General features: G+C 36.9%; 17 protein-coding genes and 1 rRNA gene. 6 read left to right on the plus strand and 12 right to left on the minus strand.

Annotation, left to right across the window (positions count from 1 at the left end; all coding sequences use genetic code 11):
- Positions 1-63: 63 nt before the first annotated feature.
- Positions 64-183, plus strand: a 5S ribosomal RNA gene (gene rrf, locus NSIN_RS03430).
- Here the strand turns inward: rrf and NSIN_RS03435 are convergent.
- Entirely contained in the window at positions 184-441 is a 258-nt protein-coding gene (locus tag NSIN_RS03435; protein WP_101009397.1) for a hypothetical protein, read from the minus strand.
- A gap of 52 nt (positions 442-493) precedes the next feature.
- On the opposite strand from NSIN_RS03435, the gene NSIN_RS09650 reads away from it, so the two are divergent.
- Complete coding sequence (locus NSIN_RS09650) at positions 494-622, plus strand: hypothetical protein (RefSeq protein ID WP_281259589.1); 129 nt, start codon at positions 494-496, stop codon at positions 620-622.
- Here the strand turns inward: NSIN_RS09650 and NSIN_RS03440 are convergent.
- Positions 619-1,008, minus strand: a complete 390-nt coding sequence (locus tag NSIN_RS03440; RefSeq protein WP_101009398.1) for a hypothetical protein — start codon at positions 1,006-1,008, stop codon at positions 619-621. The genes NSIN_RS09650 and NSIN_RS03440 overlap by 4 nt on opposite strands.
- Positions 1,009-1,131: 123 nt before the next feature.
- Here NSIN_RS03440 and NSIN_RS03445 point away from each other — a divergent pair, with 123 nt between their 5' ends.
- Genes NSIN_RS03445 through fsa form a run of 3 tightly spaced genes read left to right on the plus strand, consistent with a single transcriptional unit; the run spans position 1,132 to position 4,426 of the window.
- Positions 1,132-2,799, plus strand: a complete 1,668-nt coding sequence (locus NSIN_RS03445) for a ribulose-phosphate 3-epimerase (protein WP_101010022.1) — start codon at positions 1,132-1,134, stop codon at positions 2,797-2,799.
- Positions 2,796-3,764, plus strand: a complete 969-nt coding sequence (locus NSIN_RS03450; RefSeq protein WP_101009399.1) for a transketolase family protein — start codon at positions 2,796-2,798, stop codon at positions 3,762-3,764. The genes NSIN_RS03445 and NSIN_RS03450 overlap by 4 nt, the downstream gene beginning before the upstream one ends.
- On the plus strand, positions 3,761-4,426 hold the full coding sequence (fsa, locus tag NSIN_RS03455) for a fructose-6-phosphate aldolase (RefSeq protein WP_101009400.1): 666 nt from the start codon (positions 3,761-3,763) through the stop codon (positions 4,424-4,426). The genes NSIN_RS03450 and fsa overlap by 4 nt, the downstream gene beginning before the upstream one ends.
- 12 nt (positions 4,427-4,438) lie before the next feature.
- On the opposite strand, the gene NSIN_RS03460 is transcribed toward fsa, so the two are convergent.
- The 3 genes from NSIN_RS03460 to NSIN_RS03470 are packed head-to-tail and all read right to left on the minus strand — an operon-like array spanning position 4,439 to position 7,305.
- Positions 4,439-4,894 (minus strand): ASCH domain-containing protein, encoded by a 456-nt coding sequence (locus tag NSIN_RS03460; RefSeq protein WP_101009401.1) that lies wholly within the window; start codon positions 4,892-4,894, stop codon positions 4,439-4,441.
- Positions 4,895-4,897: 3 nt separating this feature from the next.
- A complete protein-coding gene (locus NSIN_RS03465; protein ID WP_101009402.1) occupies positions 4,898-6,463 on the minus strand; it encodes a vWA domain-containing protein in 1,566 nt (521 codons plus the stop codon).
- Positions 6,463-7,305, minus strand: coding sequence for an AAA family ATPase (locus NSIN_RS03470; protein WP_101009403.1), 843 nt, complete (start codon positions 7,303-7,305; stop codon positions 6,463-6,465). Before NSIN_RS03470 ends, NSIN_RS03465 begins: the two co-directional genes overlap by 1 nt.
- A gap of 52 nt (positions 7,306-7,357) precedes the next feature.
- On the opposite strand from NSIN_RS03470, the gene NSIN_RS03475 reads away from it, so the two are divergent.
- Positions 7,358-8,161 carry a hypothetical protein gene (locus NSIN_RS03475; protein ID WP_133124042.1) on the plus strand — a complete coding sequence of 268 codons (804 nt, stop codon included), beginning with the start codon at positions 7,358-7,360 and terminating at the stop codon, positions 8,159-8,161.
- Between the two features lie 5 nt (positions 8,162-8,166).
- Here the strand turns inward: NSIN_RS03475 and NSIN_RS03480 are convergent, their stop codons facing one another.
- The 7 genes from NSIN_RS03480 to NSIN_RS03510 all read right to left on the minus strand — a co-directional run bounded on the left by NSIN_RS03480 (position 8,167) and on the right by NSIN_RS03510 (position 14,253).
- Positions 8,167-9,570, minus strand: coding sequence for an NAD(P)/FAD-dependent oxidoreductase (locus NSIN_RS03480; RefSeq protein ID WP_101010024.1), 1,404 nt, complete (start codon positions 9,568-9,570; stop codon positions 8,167-8,169).
- Positions 9,571-9,805: 235 nt separating this feature from the next.
- Complete coding sequence (locus NSIN_RS03485) at positions 9,806-10,228, minus strand: RNA-binding domain-containing protein (RefSeq protein ID WP_101009405.1); 423 nt, start codon at positions 10,226-10,228, stop codon at positions 9,806-9,808.
- A gap of 33 nt (positions 10,229-10,261) precedes the next feature.
- Positions 10,262-10,876, minus strand: a complete 615-nt coding sequence (locus NSIN_RS03490) for a 30S ribosomal protein S3ae (protein WP_101009406.1) — start codon at positions 10,874-10,876, stop codon at positions 10,262-10,264.
- A 43-nt stretch (positions 10,877-10,919) separates the two neighbouring features.
- A complete protein-coding gene (serS, locus tag NSIN_RS03495; protein WP_101009407.1) occupies positions 10,920-12,182 on the minus strand; it encodes a serine--tRNA ligase in 1,263 nt (420 codons plus the stop codon).
- Positions 12,175-12,423: a KEOPS complex subunit Pcc1 gene (locus tag NSIN_RS03500; RefSeq protein ID WP_101009408.1), complete on the minus strand. Its 249-nt coding sequence runs from the start codon at positions 12,421-12,423 to the stop codon at positions 12,175-12,177. The genes serS and NSIN_RS03500 overlap by 8 nt, the downstream gene beginning before the upstream one ends.
- Positions 12,386-13,804 (minus strand): DHHA1 domain-containing protein, encoded by a 1,419-nt coding sequence (locus NSIN_RS03505; protein ID WP_101009409.1) that lies wholly within the window; start codon positions 13,802-13,804, stop codon positions 12,386-12,388. The genes NSIN_RS03500 and NSIN_RS03505 overlap by 38 nt, the downstream gene beginning before the upstream one ends.
- On the minus strand, positions 13,804-14,253 hold the full coding sequence (locus NSIN_RS03510) for a 30S ribosomal protein S15 (RefSeq protein ID WP_101009410.1): 450 nt from the start codon (positions 14,251-14,253) through the stop codon (positions 13,804-13,806). The genes NSIN_RS03505 and NSIN_RS03510 overlap by 1 nt, the downstream gene beginning before the upstream one ends.
- Positions 14,254-14,298: the final 45 nt, after the last annotated feature.

Here is a 14,298-nt window from a genome sequence, read left to right on the forward strand (position 1 = left end):
CTCTTCTTTAATTTATATCTCTACTCAAGCAAGATTAATACATAACATTAACAGCAAAAAAAGTAAGCCGGCCACAGCGTTGGGGTCCGACCCGGTCCCATACCGAACCCGGAAGTCAAACCCAATGTCGCTACTGTGTTACTAAGGTGCGAGAGCCCTTGGGAAGCAGTAGTGCTGGCGCCTTTATTCTAAAGCAACTGAATTGGGAGATACATGCCATGTTACTTCAATAGGTGTATCTTTGCCAAAACCTTTCTTTTGCGCATCGTCTGGAAAATTGTCTACATACTCTGATAGGAGATTTTGCAGCGTCTTTTCAATGTCTGAAACTGAGTGTATATCTGTAAAAAGGGACTGGATCTCCTTGCATCCAACAAGATAACCGTTTGCATTAGGTGTTATGGTAAAAGTAATCTTGTGCATCTTATGGATGTTTACCATATCTGTATATGTTTACAAAACCTAAAAAAGATCTCGATCAGTAGTTGTGTATATGAGCAACTGTTCTATATGTGGAGAGAAATTCTCTGATGATATACGATTCCTAAACCATATGATGGAAAAACATGGATTTAGAAATCCAAATGTGGGAATTCCTGATCGAAACAGCCGTGGATATTAACCAAGTTTGAGTGCAATCTTTTCACTATTGCAAAGCAGACTTGTTGTTCTTACAAAAAAGGACTTGATGGTTTTACATTCTTTGCTGCATGTAGGCGGAAATGGTCCTATGATTGGACGATTCTTTGTACTTGTAATTGTGTGCCAAACTAGCGGTATTATTGCTGCTCTACCTCCATATGCACTATTTTCTGTAACAAACCAAAACATTCTGGTAGAATCATAATTGGTATCGAAAATTTCGGATTTTATTTTCATGCCTTCTTTAGAATAATGACCTATGATTGGGATCTTGTTTCTGGAAAAAATATGAACAATGCTGGCAAACTTGGAGCATAGGTAGCATTTGTCATCATAAATCACAAGAGGGAGAAGATCTACAATCATATTTTCTAGACGCTGCTTTTGAATTAATATTTTATGAAATAACTTTTTATTTACTCCAAAGGCGCTAAACCCTATGAATTTGAACCATAGCAAAATTTTTGAAATTCATATTCTGGAATGGTCATGGCACTAAATTATTATCATATCTTCAAGAAAGTGCGAGAAGCAAGGAAACTTGTAATTAAAGGAATAACTATTGCAGGCTCTGGTCATCCTGGAGGATCGTTCTCGATGGCAGAGATAATGGGATGTATGTATTTCAAGTTCCTAAAGTATGATCCTAAGAATCCTCTGTGGGAAGATAGAGACAGGCTTGTCTTGTCAAAAGGTCATGCATCCCCTGGTTTATTCTCAAATTTGGCAGTAGCTGGATTTTTTGATAAATCTGAACTGGAGACACTGAGAAAATTTGGAAGCAAACTGCAGGGTCATCCTGATTTCAAATGTCCTGGGGTAGAATTTTGTGGGGGTTCTCTTGGCCTTGGATTGTCATTTTCTACTGGTATGGCACTTGCAGCACGAATTGATGGAAAAAATCATCATATTTACACTATAATCGGAGATGGAGAATCTGATGAGGGACAAGTATGGGAAGCAGCCATGGCTGCTTCAAAATATCAAGTAGATAATCTTACTGTATTTCTTGATAGGAATTTCATTCAACAAGACGATTACACAGAAAGAATAATGCCGCTAGATGAGGAGCTTGTAGGGGACGATATATCTGAAATGTGGAAGAATGCAGCAAGGTGGAAGGTTGGAGACAAGTGGAGATCTTTCGGATGGAATGTACTAGAAATTGATGGTCATAGAATAGAACAGATTGTTAAAGCAGTAAATTCTGCATTACAAACAAGAGGAACACCATCTATCATTGTGTCCCGTACCATAAAAGGAAAATCTGTAGAACACATGGAAGACAATCCAAAATGGCATGGAGTTGCACCAAATCCTCAGATATCACCAATAATTAATCTAGAACTTGACTGTCAATTTTTGATATCTCCTTCAATAATTGCTGGAGACATGGCAAATCTAGAAAATGAAGTAAAAAGAGCCGCTCTTGCAAGAGCGGATTTTATTCATCTTGATGTAATGGACGGAGTATTTGTACCGAACAAGACATTTGATCATGAAAAAATAAAACAACTGCGTTCAATAACACCAATTCCTTTTGATACACATCTTATGATAACTGAACCAGTAAAACATGTCAAAAACTATGTAGATGCAGGATCTGATATAATTACAGTACATGTCGAAGTTTGTGATGAATCAAGTTTTGGGGAAATTCATGATGTGCTTCGCTCTAATGATGTAAGTGTGGGACTTGCAATAAATCCGGATACGGAATTGCCTTCCTGGTCTGAAAAATTCATTCCTGGTTTAGATCAGCTAATAATAATGTCTGTAATTCCAGGTAAATCTGGACAAAAATACATAGAACCTATTCATGAAAAGACCCAAAGGATCTCCAAATTCTTGACTGAAAGAGGATTCGAGGGTCTAATTGAGGCAGATGGAGGAGTAGATTTGAACAATATTGAATCTTGCTTTTCAGATGGGGCACGAATCTTTGTTGGTGGAAGTGCAATAATAGGACAAAAAGATGTGCGAGCAACAATAGTGGAATTTAGAAAAAAACTAATGCATGCAAGACGAAAACTCTTGATTCATCATGCTCATACTCTTGGTGGAAATGATCTTGTAAACAAGTGGATTGATTTACACGAAGTTGGAAAGAAAAAGACTGAACTCTTACAAATTGCCAAGGAGGCAGGTTTTGCATGACTGAATTTGCTGACATGAGAACCGTATATGGAGAAACACTGATCAAATTAGGTGAGGAAAACTCTAACATCGTAGTGGTAGGAGCTGACACTACGGATTCCCTGAAAACAAAGCCTTTTGGAAAAAAATTTCCAAACAGGTTCTTTAATGTAGGAATTGCAGAAGCAAATCTAGTTACAGTTGCAGCGGGACTTGCAAATGAAGGAAAAATTCCGTTTGCAAGTACCTATGCCGCATTTCTTCCGGGCCGATGTGTTGATCAAATCCGTAATGGTATTGCTTACCCGTCAAGAAATGGAAAAAATGGTCTTAATGTAAAGATGGTTGTATCTCATGGTGGACTCAGTGTGGGTCCTGATGGAGGCTCACATCAACAGATTGAAGATATTGCTATAATGAGAGTAATTCCTAATGTCAAAGTGTTTGTTCCTGCAGACACTATATCTGTGGAAAAACTCACACAACTATTTTCACAGGTGTATGGTCCGTGCTATATGAGATTGGCAAGATCAAAAACTCCTATAATACATGCAAAAGATCAGGAATTCAAAATGGGAAAGGGAATAGTAATGCGTGATGGTTCTGATTGCACAATTGTTGCATGTGGTATAACTGTAAGTATAGCACTTGAGGCAGCTGATTCTCTAAAACAAGAAGGGATATCATGCAGAGTAATTGACATGTTCTCAATCAAACCAATAGATTCTGAACTATTGGAAAAGGCTGCACGTGAAACAGGGGGAATAGTTACATGTGAAGAGCATAACATAATGGCAGGATTTGGTTCTGCAGTTGCAGAAACAGTTTCTGAAACTTATCCTGTACTTGTAAAACGTGTAGGTGCAAAAGATCAGTTTGGTGAATCTGCACGAGATAGTGAGATACCTCTCTTGCTTGAAAAACATGGAATCACATCAGTTCATATATCTAATACGGTAAAATCCATTAGGAGTCAAATAAAATGAAAATATTTCTTGATACTGCAAATCTTTCAGCAATAAAGATGTATAATGACATGGGACTTGTTGACGGAATAACTACAAACCCATCTTTGATGGCAAAAGAAGGCGGAGATCCTAAAAAGGTAATGGAAGAAATTGTCCGAATTGTCAAAGGCGACGTAAGTCTTGAGGTACTAAGTGTGGATACTGATGGAATGCTAGAGGAAGGACGAAGATTGCGAAAATATGGAAACAATGTAGTTGTCAAATGTCCCCTTACACCTGAAGGTCTCAAAGCATGCAAAATCCTAACATCTGAGAATATTCCTGTTAATGTTACATTGTGCTTTTCTGTAAATCAAGCAATACTCGCAGCAAAGGCAGGTGCAAAATATGTGAGTCCATTCATTGGAAGACTTGATGATAACGGCCAAGATGGAATGAATCTGATACGAGAAATGCGAGAAGTTTTCGACAATTATAATTTTGGCACTCAAATTCTTGTTGCAAGTGTTAGACATCCGATGCATGTAGTAGAATCTGCAAAAATAGGAGCCGATGTAGTTACATTGCCTCCCGACGTACTAGGTAAGATGTTGAAACATCCTCTTACGGATGTTGGTCTGAAAAACTTTCTTGCAGACTGGGAAAAACTCAAAAAAGAAAACCCAAATACCAAGATCTAAAATTACAAATTTCTAGTGTTTTCCTATCCATTGGTATCTGTATTCTTCATCAAACAATTCTGATTTTATGTCATTGTTTGATGGTCTTGGTAATTTTTTGACTTCAAAAAACCCCAAACTACCTTTGTATGGTACTGGAACTCTTAGAGCCTGTGGTTTTCTAAGCAAAAATCCGTATCTGTGGCGTAAAAATTCCTCGGTGGCAAGGTGCTTGTCTTGATCTTTCTTGAGATCCTCGATGGAATCATATGATTTCACATTATATATCTCGACTTTGCCTATGATTACGCCTGTACGTAAATTTGATTCGTCTATGCCTAGTTTTTTACATGCTTCTTTTTTTATCTTGATTGGGGAATGAACTAGAAACTCTCCTCGAAATTTTGTATTCCATGTTCTCAATTCTATGGTCTTTTTACCACTGATTATCAAATCTGCGTAAGGCTGGGAAACTGAAAGGCATTTCATATTCTAACTAGTCCCAAGTACGCTCAAAACTCTTTTTGGAATATCACTCAATCTACTTACTGCAAGAGTTCGTTCATATCCTAGTCTTCTGAGATTGTTTGCTATTGTTATGGCATCCTCAGTATCAGGTCCACATCCTATTGCAACCATCTTTATTCCAATTGATTTGAGATCTCGCATAACAGCACGAACTGCATCAGGATCTGATGGTTCTCCATCTGTTAATGTCAAAAATATATCTGGTTTTTTTGAACGAAGCGATGGCAATAAAGTATTGTAAACTTCAGCAAGCGGCGTACTCCCATTTGCTTTTATCTGTGCAAGTCTCTTGGCTGCAATGTTATTCCACTTTAAATTCTCTGGTTTTATCAACCAACAAATTACTTGCTTTTGTTCTGTGTTAAACGCATATACTGAAAACTTTACTTTCAGGTATTCTAAAACCTCGCACAAGGCAAGTGTGGCCTTTTTGTACTGTACTTCTTGATTTGCTATGCTTGATGAATGATCAAGCAGTATCACAATCTTTGTTTTTATTGCAATCTTCCTATCTGCAATAAATGGTTTATGACCTTCCATGTGTGTCTCCTCGTCAAACTCATCTCCTGCAAAAACATGTTCTTCTTTCCACCCTGATTTCCATTCCTTGAATTTTGCTTTGAGGTGATTTATCAAATCTGTATCAACTATTTTGGTTTCATCGACATTTGTTGCAGTGGGCATGTTCACACCTATTATCTCGCTGGTAAGACCCTTGTTTTCAGTTCTTTTTGCTTCTTCTAGCAAAACTTTGAATTCTTCAAATACTTCCTTGCCTTCTGCAATTTTCTTAGGATCTAGTTCTCCAAAATCACTTTCCCGATATTTTGCAATTTTGTTAAGAGTTTTTACAAACTCGTCATCTGAAAGTGCCATCCCTGAACTCAACTTGGGTATTGATATTGGAATTGTTAAAAGTGGGTCAATCTCTAAAACCTTGATTATTTCTGGTATTTTTTTCTCAAGCCAGTCTGTTCCGTATTTTTTTTCAATTGCTTCGTTGACTATCTCTTGAGCCAATTTTGTAGCCTTTTGTACCTTCTCAAATGCATTTGGTGAAAGCTCCCCCTTAATGTCTCCTAGTAAGAAATACTGGGAAAAACCTTCTACAATTCTGGTATTGCCGTAGAGTGTATTCAATAATGGTCTATAAAGCCATGATACTCCATATCTGAAGATTATCTCTCCGTCCATTCCCTGCCAAACTTTTCTTGCAATCGTTTCAATTCTTCTGGTCTCAATTGTGTTGAGAATGTAACCAAATGCATGATCATTGCTGAGGATCTTGCTTGAATATCTAATTCGCATAGCCTCATACCATAGAGCTGTTCTAAATTGTCTATATTTTTGAAAATCTGTACCTTGATATTTTTCCAATGGAAACATTACAATCTTGTTTTCACGTAACTTTGTCTGAACTTCTTTCTGATCAGATATACTGACAGTGATTGATTCTCTTCCAGACCATCGTCTTACAAGAAATGTAGATATCTCAAGTAATGTGTCATTTCTAAGATGTAGTGATTGCATCAATTGCCAAACATGGATGTTATGATGTCATTTACTTTTTGGAATTCTACGCTGCCCCATTGTAGATATACGTTAGCAAATACCAACTCTGCCGCTTGTCTTGTTTTGATTCCTGAATCAAGTATCTTTGCAAATGCTATTGTTTCACGTAAACTGGGTGAATAGTACAACTCTTCAACTGCAGCTGCTTGTCTTAAAATATTTGCCAATCTGATTCCCTGCATTATTTCATTTTCATGTGATCCTGATGAATACTGTCTTACTATTTGAAATTCAATATCTTCTGGAGGATACTCAAGTCTGAGTCTTATTGGAAATCTACTCAATAGTTGTGGAGGCAGTTCCTTTGTACCTACATGTGACAGGGGATTGATTGTAGCAATGACAAACCATCCTTTTGTAGCCTTGATTACTTCTCCCCCTGATTCCTTTAGGACTATTTGTCTTCTGTCGTCTAGTGCCTCATCAAGTCTTAGAAGGACATCTGCTTCTGCAGAGTTTATTTCATCAAGATAAAGTATGTTTCCTTCTTTCATAGATTTGACTAGAATTCCTTGTTCAAATCCTATGGCTCCATTTTCTAGGGTCTTTGCTCCAACTAGATGACTTTCACGAGTTCTCAAACTAAAGTTGATTGATTCTAGTTTGATTCCTTTCTTTTCTGCAAATTCTCTCACAAGTGTAGTCTTACCTGTGCCTTTGGGGCCTATTATTAATACAAACAAGTTGGATGCATATGCCTTGTCTAAAACCTCAAAGGAATTATTCCAGTCTATGTATAATGATGATTCTGCAAGCACGTTTGGTACAAGTCTTATCCTCAATTTAAAAATGTCTTCCATTTTACCACTAGGAATTAGTAGGATTAATCTTCAACAAACACTCTGTTTATTCATGGCTAGTTTCTCTAGTGTTGTCTGTGTTCTATGTGTAGTCGTGTTCTCTGCTGTTTTCATGCCGATAAATGCAGAATCTCAAATCCCAAATTGGGTAAAAACTAATGCAAAATTGTGGAACCAAGGCCAGATCTCAGATGATGAATTTATCAAAGGTCTTCAATTCTTGATTGAAAATAAAATATTGATAATCCCTCTTGGTTCTGTAATCTCACATGACAACAAAATTCCATCTTGGATAAAAAATAATGCAGGTCTTTGGGCAAATGATGTGATCTCTAACGATGAATTTGTCTCTGGAATACAATATCTTCTAAGTTCTGGAATAATTACAATCTCACAAGATAATGTTGTCACTAACTGCAGTCAATTGGCAACTGCCGCAGATAAAGAGACTTGTTATGAACAACTAGCATATGATACAAAAATTAAAAATTCTATACAGGCTGCAACACCATATGTGATAGGTCCTGTCACTTTCTACTATGTAAATAGTGAATCTCAAGATGCTGATGATGGAAAAACAATACTGACAATTCATTTTGTAGTGAAAAACAATTCTGATCATCAGGTTACAATGACGTGCCAAAATAGAGACTCTTGCAGCTATGTGTTGAGTGATGGGCAGCATGATATCTCATATTCTACAAATACTCTAATCTATGGAAGTATGACTCTTGTGCCTAATGATACTAAATTTCTAGATTGGACTTTTTATGATGTGATTGATCCATCGAAGAATTATTCATTTGTAATAAAAGAGCAATGGGGAACTGGTTCCATACCTGTAAAATTCTCCTAGAACGTCTATACTTCTATTTTTGAATATGATTCATCAAGTATGTGGTGCAGAGTTTTTTGCCATGCATCAAAACCTTCTGGTTTTTTCGGGAAATTGTAGTAATGCTCTGTAAGTACTTTATTCTGCTGCGCAGTAAATCGTAGACCATCTGCCAATTTTTTATTAAGTGCTCCTCTTATCATCATACCTAGTTTTCCCACAGTTCCAAAGTCTGGATGCTCTCCTTTGCTTATTGCTTCTACATCTAATTTAGACAAAAAGTGCTTCATTCCATAGTTTATCTGATCATTTGTTAATGTCTGGAGTAAACGTCTGAAAATTTCAAGACCTGCAGTTTTGTATCCGTAGTCATTTATGAAATCAATATTGTATTGCCAAAGACCAGTTTCACTAACATCATTTGCTTCTATCGCATTTACTATGTTTTTACCCAAGATTGTTGCCGCAACTATGGCTGGACCTATTCCTCCAGCATCAAGTGGTTTTGGCATCCATGCGGAATCTCCTACAAGCATGTATCCGTTTGCAACAAGACAATCGTTTTGTCTTCTAACAGAAACCTGCCAGTTTCCTGTGACATTGTTGGAATCCATTGGATCATCTGATAGCTTTGGATTCTTTATTGCCTTGTTCATCTTTACATAATCATTAATTAATTTTGTAACATCATCATGTGCTCCGAGTCTCTGGTTTCTTTTTATCAGCTCTTTTTGTTGTACTCCTAATCCTATGTTGACTTTGTTTTTGCCTTTTGGAAATACCCATCCGTATCCTCCTGGGGCAATGTCTTGATCAAGATGTATTATGCAATAATCAGGATCAAAATCTGTCTTATCCGGTATGCCTTGTTCAAATTTCATAATGTGTCTTCCAGTAGATTCTAGATCATCACGGTCAATCTTTCTCTCAATCTTTGATTTTATTGAAAGACCGTTTCTTAACATTGATGTGACTCCTGTGGCATCAACTACGACTTTGGCAGTCTTTTTGAATGGCTCATTTGTAACGAGATTTGTTCCTTCTACTCCCACAACTGTACCGTTTTCGTATATCAAACCTCTTAGTGCAACAGAATACTGTATGTTGACTCCTGCTTTCTTTGCATCGCGGAGCTGACGTTGTGGAAGTTGCTGTCTGTTTAACATATATCCATCACCATCAAATGGAATGGAAGTTTCTCGATCTGGTGAAAATGCCATTACACCTTTTACTGGATGTTCAATCTCTGGATTTCCCCATGCAATCTTTATCCTCTCAGTCATATAGTCTACAGTGTTCTTACCTACTGCATCTCCACAAACCCATCCATTGATGGTCTTCTTGCCTATTGTAGGTTCGGGGTTTCTATCTATTATTAGAATTGATAATCTTTGTTTAGAATAGTATGAAGCTGACTGGGCAGCAATCATTCCTGCTAGTCCTCCGCCTGCTATTATGATATCATAATCTGTTTTCACAGCGAAAAAACAGGATCTACTCTATTTAAAAGAACCGTATGAAATGGATCAAAGGTGTTTTTGGGTCGGTTCGTCGCGGCTTCCTCACAGCAGATGCTCAGACTGGAGCGGCAAAAATATTACCTCATTCCCTTCTCTGTTAGGTCGATAAATATTATTAAATCATTGCAGGCTTTGATGATTTTATTCAAACCGTTAGTAATTCTATGTATTTTCTTGAAATCTGATCTCTCTTGTATATGGGCATTTTTATCTTGATCTTTATTGCATTATCTTGTTGCAAACTAACTTCCTTCCTAACAATCTCATTCTTGCCGATTCTCAAAAAGAGTAAAGTGTCTTCAAAATACATGTCTATATTTTCTATTAATTCATTCATCTGTACTTTCGATATGCTAGCTGCCAGTTTCTTAACGAATTCTCCAGCACGTTTTTTCACAAGTGTTGCTCTTGCAAGCAATATTGTATTTCCATAATGTCCTAGAGTTTTTTCCATTATGAATTCTTCCTCTTCTATGTTGAATAGTTCAAAGATGGGATCAAAGATTTTTTTGGTGTCTTCGGTTGCATGCAAAATCAATTCTATTGTTACTTCTAATTGATTTGCCATGCTATGAAATATGTAAAACCTTGGCTATATCTATCAAGCCTGTAGCAAGGCGATTTCGCCCTCTGCAGTTCTGATGAGTTTTGCCTTTTCAATTCCTACATGTCTTACGTGAATTATCTTCTTGACCGCTGCCATGATGTCTGAATTTATCTTTCCAAAGACTGTTGCTTGAATGAATTGGTCTATTGTCATTTCAGGTATGGTCTTTGACATTACCTCTTGGGCAACCAGTCTGATTGCATGTTTTCTAGATGTATTCAATTTCTTATGTGTTAATGCTACTATCTTTATTCTGAAAATGTATCCGTCCTTTGTCTTTACATCTGCAATAAAGCTAATCAACGAAGATCCTCGTCTCACAAGGCTACGAAGGAATTCCTTGGAATATTCAAATCTCTTGAATATTGTAGTTGCTGTTTCACCTTCTACTTTGTGAACTTGGAAATACAACTTGAATTGATGTTGTGATGGATCTCCCTTTAGTATATCATGTAATGTAACCTCTATTACTCTGCCTACTGCACTATCATCGTCTGTAACTGGTATGTAAGCAATTGGTTTCTTGTCAAATGAAGCAGGAAGTAATACTGTAACCCACTTCTTTTCTCTCCACTTGTCTTTTACTCTTGCAGTCTTTTGACGTGCCAACTATGATGGACTTCTGCGGCCAAAATATAAGTTGTACGACATTTTAGATCGTACTAGAACCCACGTATTTCTGTAATATCTTAGGAACTAGAACATGTCCATCCTTTGTCTGGAAGTTTTCTATTATTGAAACCATGGTTCTGGTGGTTGCTACAAGAGTACTATTCAATGAATGTAGGTACTGTGGCTGCTCATCGGTTCTATCTCTAAATCTTATCTTTAATCTTCTTGCTTGAAAGTCAAGACAGTTTGAACAAGATACTATCTCTCTGTAATTTTTCTGCCCTGCCATCCATGCTTCAATATCATATGTCTTGGCAGATATCTTACCTAGATCTCCACTTGACAACAACATTACTCTGTATGGTATACCAATTTTTTGGTAAAACTCCTCTGCTATTGAAAGCATTCTTTCATGTTCTTGCCATGAATCCTCAGGTTTTGTAAATACGAACTGTTCTACTTTCTCAAATTGATGAACTCTGAATATTCCTTTTTGATCTCTACCATGTGCTCCTGCTTCTTTTCTAAAACATGTACTAACTCCAGCATATCGAAGAGGTAATCTCTTACCATCAATTATCTCATCTGTATGCATTGATGCAACTGCATGTTCACTTGTTCCTATGAGGTAAAGATCCTCTCCTTCTACCTTGTAAATTACGTCTTCGAAATCCTGTGCAATTATTGCACCCTCCATTGCATGTCTGTTTATCAAAAATGGAGTTTGTATTGGCATGTAATTTTTCTCTGACAAGAAATCAAGTGCAAATTGTAATAATGCTTGATTTAGCCTGACAAGCTGATTTTTAAGATAATAAAATCTAGCACCAGAAACTTTTGCAGCTCTTTCTAAATCTACTAGATCAAGATTCTGCATCAAATCAATATGATCTTTTATCTGAAAATCAAAAGTAGGAATGCTTCCCCATTTTTTTATTTCCTTGTTTGCAGTCTCATCTTTTCCAATTGGAACTGATTCATGTAGCATGTTTGGCAATGTCAGAGAAAGTTTCGTGAATTTTTCTTCTGTTTTTATCTGATCTTGTTCCAGTCTGTTGAGATTATCTGAAACTGCTTGCATCTGATTGATCAGCTCTGATGCATCTTCTTTTGCCTTCTTTTTTCTTGCAATCTCTAATGAAACTTCATTTCTTTTTTTTCTGAATTCATCAGTCTTTACTATGAGATCTCTTCTTTCTTTATCTAATGAAATCAATTCATCTAATGGAAAGTTGACAGCTCTTGCTTCTAGCATGTTTTTTATTTTATCGGGATTGTCTCGAAGAAGTTTAGGGTCAAGCATCTGCTGTCACTTTGAGTATAACCTGAGTCTGTTCAAGAACTTCATCAATAGTAGAAATCAGTGTTCGTATATTTCCTTTACCTTCAAATGTAAAAATCAGAGATGTTTCTTTTTTTTCTATTATAAATGAAAGATTTTCTGGAAAATCAACATTATCTGGCTCTAAAGACTTTCTTATGGACTCTGCTTTTTTTTCTGAAATATTATTCAGAAATACTTGAATTTTGCATTCTAGTGACATTTTTTTCTAAATGATCAAGGAATTCATCCAGTTTGTCTTTTGTTATTCTTGCTCCTGCTGCAGCAGCATGTCCTCCTCCAACTCCTGATACCTTTGCAGCACATTCTCGCATCAATAGTCCTAAATTGACATCAGACTTGCATCCTGTGGATTTACGAGATGAGAACTTGATAGTTCCCTCTTCTCCATTTGTTCTAAGTATGATTATTTTTCCAGTATTTTTCTGTGATCCGCCAAGAAGTGATGATACTGCACCAGTCATATTCTCTGGCACTAGACCTTCGCCATTTACCATTAAATACTGGCCGTTATCTGTAATTCTCCACCTCTCACTGGAAAGTGTATTCATGTAAGTTCTCAAGAAAGTCCTATACTCTACCAAAATATTTTCTCCTTCTTGCAACATCTTAGTTCTATCTCCCATGCATATTGATACTCCTACTCCTGCTTTACGAATTCGTCCGCAAGAATTCAACATTGTTGAAAACTCTCTTGCATCGCGAAGGAAACTTCGTTTGTCCTCACCTGATAATGTGTAGGTATATCCAACAAGCTCATCAAGTATATCGCTTGCATTTTTAGTTGAGATGTATTTTGATATTGTTTGGAGCAAAGTTCTCTTTTCATCCTCTGTCAGCTCTGCTGGAACCCGCCATCTACTACCATCTTTTAGTTTTATTCCTGAGGAATTCAAAAGTGAAAGACAAGCATCGCGATTCCATGTGAGGCCTTCTATGAATGGCTGTGATGTGAATGCAAGGGCATCTGGTAGCGGCCTGGTTTCTCTTCCTACAAGTAATATGTCTAAATCAATCTCGACTTGGCCATCTTTTTTTGCGGCAGATGCAATGTCAAGATTTATTCCTGTAAATGATTTTTTTTCGCCTTGGTCTTGTCTATCTCCTAATGCAGCAACAACTGCAATCCATGCCAAATCAGTATTTTCTTTATGGATTGCATTTGAAACAAGATAAGCCATGCCTCCTGCTGATACATCTTTTCCTCCATCGATGTCGTATTTCCAAGCATTGATGACTCTTTGATTGTCAAATTCCTCTTGAGGTATTTGATGATGATCAACTACTATCCAATTGTCATCTAATGCATTGTCGATATCTTTTGCAAATCCTCCTCCAAGATCTGTAATTATGTGAAATTGTCTGGAATCGCTTTTCATTTTCTCTATGAGGTTTTTACTAAATTCATTGACTGTACGTACTGTACATTTTGCACCTGATCTGATTAATGATTTGGTTACGATGCTTCCTGAAGTTATACCGTCGCAATCAAGATGAGTTATTACGGAAATATCTTTGCCTGATTTGATGCAATCTGAAACTCTGTCATGAAAATAGGATAATGCTTGATCTAACTTTGCCATTACTCGAGTTGAGCGATGACTGCCTTATATTTCCAAGTCTTGGGTATTTTACCAATCTTCTTGTAATATGAGGATAATCTGTGAACCTTTGCCTCTAAAAGCTCAAGTGATCTTACATTTCTCTTATCAGATCGATTTTCCTTCAAATGTCTCTGAAGGCCAAGTGCTTTGTTTACTAGATTGTTGAGGTCCTCTGGCATCTCTGTCTTTATTCCCTTTTGTTCAAGTATTTCTGTAACTGATTTTTTGACTATCTGTCTTGTGTTTGGTATTGCATATTGATCACGTAGTTTGACACCGATCTTACTTGGTGCAAGACCATCCTTTGAATACTTGACAATAAGTTCTTCGATCTCGGCTGGACTCTGTTTTACCCATGTAGGTGTACTAGGAGTGATCGGTCTAGTCGAATGTGACTTTCCATGTCGGTGTGAATGAAGACGACCCACGAAGCGTTTGTTTTTTGAGGAAACATAAATGTTACTTGAGTTCTT

It is taken from the genome of Candidatus Nitrosotalea sinensis (assembly GCF_900143675.1).
GTDB classification, from domain to species: Archaea; Thermoproteota; Nitrososphaeria; order Nitrososphaerales; family Nitrosopumilaceae; genus Nitrosotalea; species Nitrosotalea sinensis.

What these genes read in the sequence shown, in the direction of transcription:
- serS (WP_101009407.1), bottom strand. Translation starts at nt 12,182, where the DNA reads ATGCTTGACCCTAAACTTCTTCGAGACAATCCCGATAAAATAAAAAAC.
- NSIN_RS03465 (WP_101009402.1), bottom strand. Translation starts at nt 6,463, where the DNA reads ATGCAATCACTACATCTTAGAAATGACACATTACTTGAGATATCTACA.
- NSIN_RS03435 (WP_101009397.1), bottom strand. Translation starts at nt 441, where the DNA reads ATGGTAAACATCCATAAGATGCACAAGATTACTTTTACCATAACACCT.
- NSIN_RS03450 (WP_101009399.1), top strand. Translation starts at nt 2,796, where the DNA reads ATGACTGAATTTGCTGACATGAGAACCGTATATGGAGAAACACTGATC.
- NSIN_RS03445 (WP_101010022.1), top strand. Translation starts at nt 1,132, where the DNA reads ATGGCACTAAATTATTATCATATCTTCAAGAAAGTGCGAGAAGCAAGG.
- fsa (WP_101009400.1), top strand. Translation starts at nt 3,761, where the DNA reads ATGAAAATATTTCTTGATACTGCAAATCTTTCAGCAATAAAGATGTAT.
- NSIN_RS03460 (WP_101009401.1), bottom strand. Translation starts at nt 4,894, where the DNA reads ATGAAATGCCTTTCAGTTTCCCAGCCTTACGCAGATTTGATAATCAGT.
- NSIN_RS03500 (WP_101009408.1), bottom strand. Translation starts at nt 12,423, where the DNA reads ATGTCACTAGAATGCAAAATTCAAGTATTTCTGAATAATATTTCAGAA.
- NSIN_RS03470 (WP_101009403.1), bottom strand. Translation starts at nt 7,305, where the DNA reads ATGGAAGACATTTTTAAATTGAGGATAAGACTTGTACCAAACGTGCTT.
- NSIN_RS03485 (WP_101009405.1), bottom strand. Translation starts at nt 10,228, where the DNA reads ATGGCAAATCAATTAGAAGTAACAATAGAATTGATTTTGCATGCAACC.
- NSIN_RS03505 (WP_101009409.1), bottom strand. Translation starts at nt 13,804, where the DNA reads ATGGCAAAGTTAGATCAAGCATTATCCTATTTTCATGACAGAGTTTCA.
- NSIN_RS03480 (WP_101010024.1), bottom strand. Translation starts at nt 9,570, where the DNA reads ATGATTGCTGCCCAGTCAGCTTCATACTATTCTAAACAAAGATTATCA.
- NSIN_RS09650 (WP_281259589.1), top strand. Translation starts at nt 494, where the DNA reads ATGAGCAACTGTTCTATATGTGGAGAGAAATTCTCTGATGATATACGA.
- NSIN_RS03440 (WP_101009398.1), bottom strand. Translation starts at nt 1,008, where the DNA reads ATGATTGTAGATCTTCTCCCTCTTGTGATTTATGATGACAAATGCTAC.
- NSIN_RS03475 (WP_133124042.1), top strand. Translation starts at nt 7,358, where the DNA reads ATGGCTAGTTTCTCTAGTGTTGTCTGTGTTCTATGTGTAGTCGTGTTC.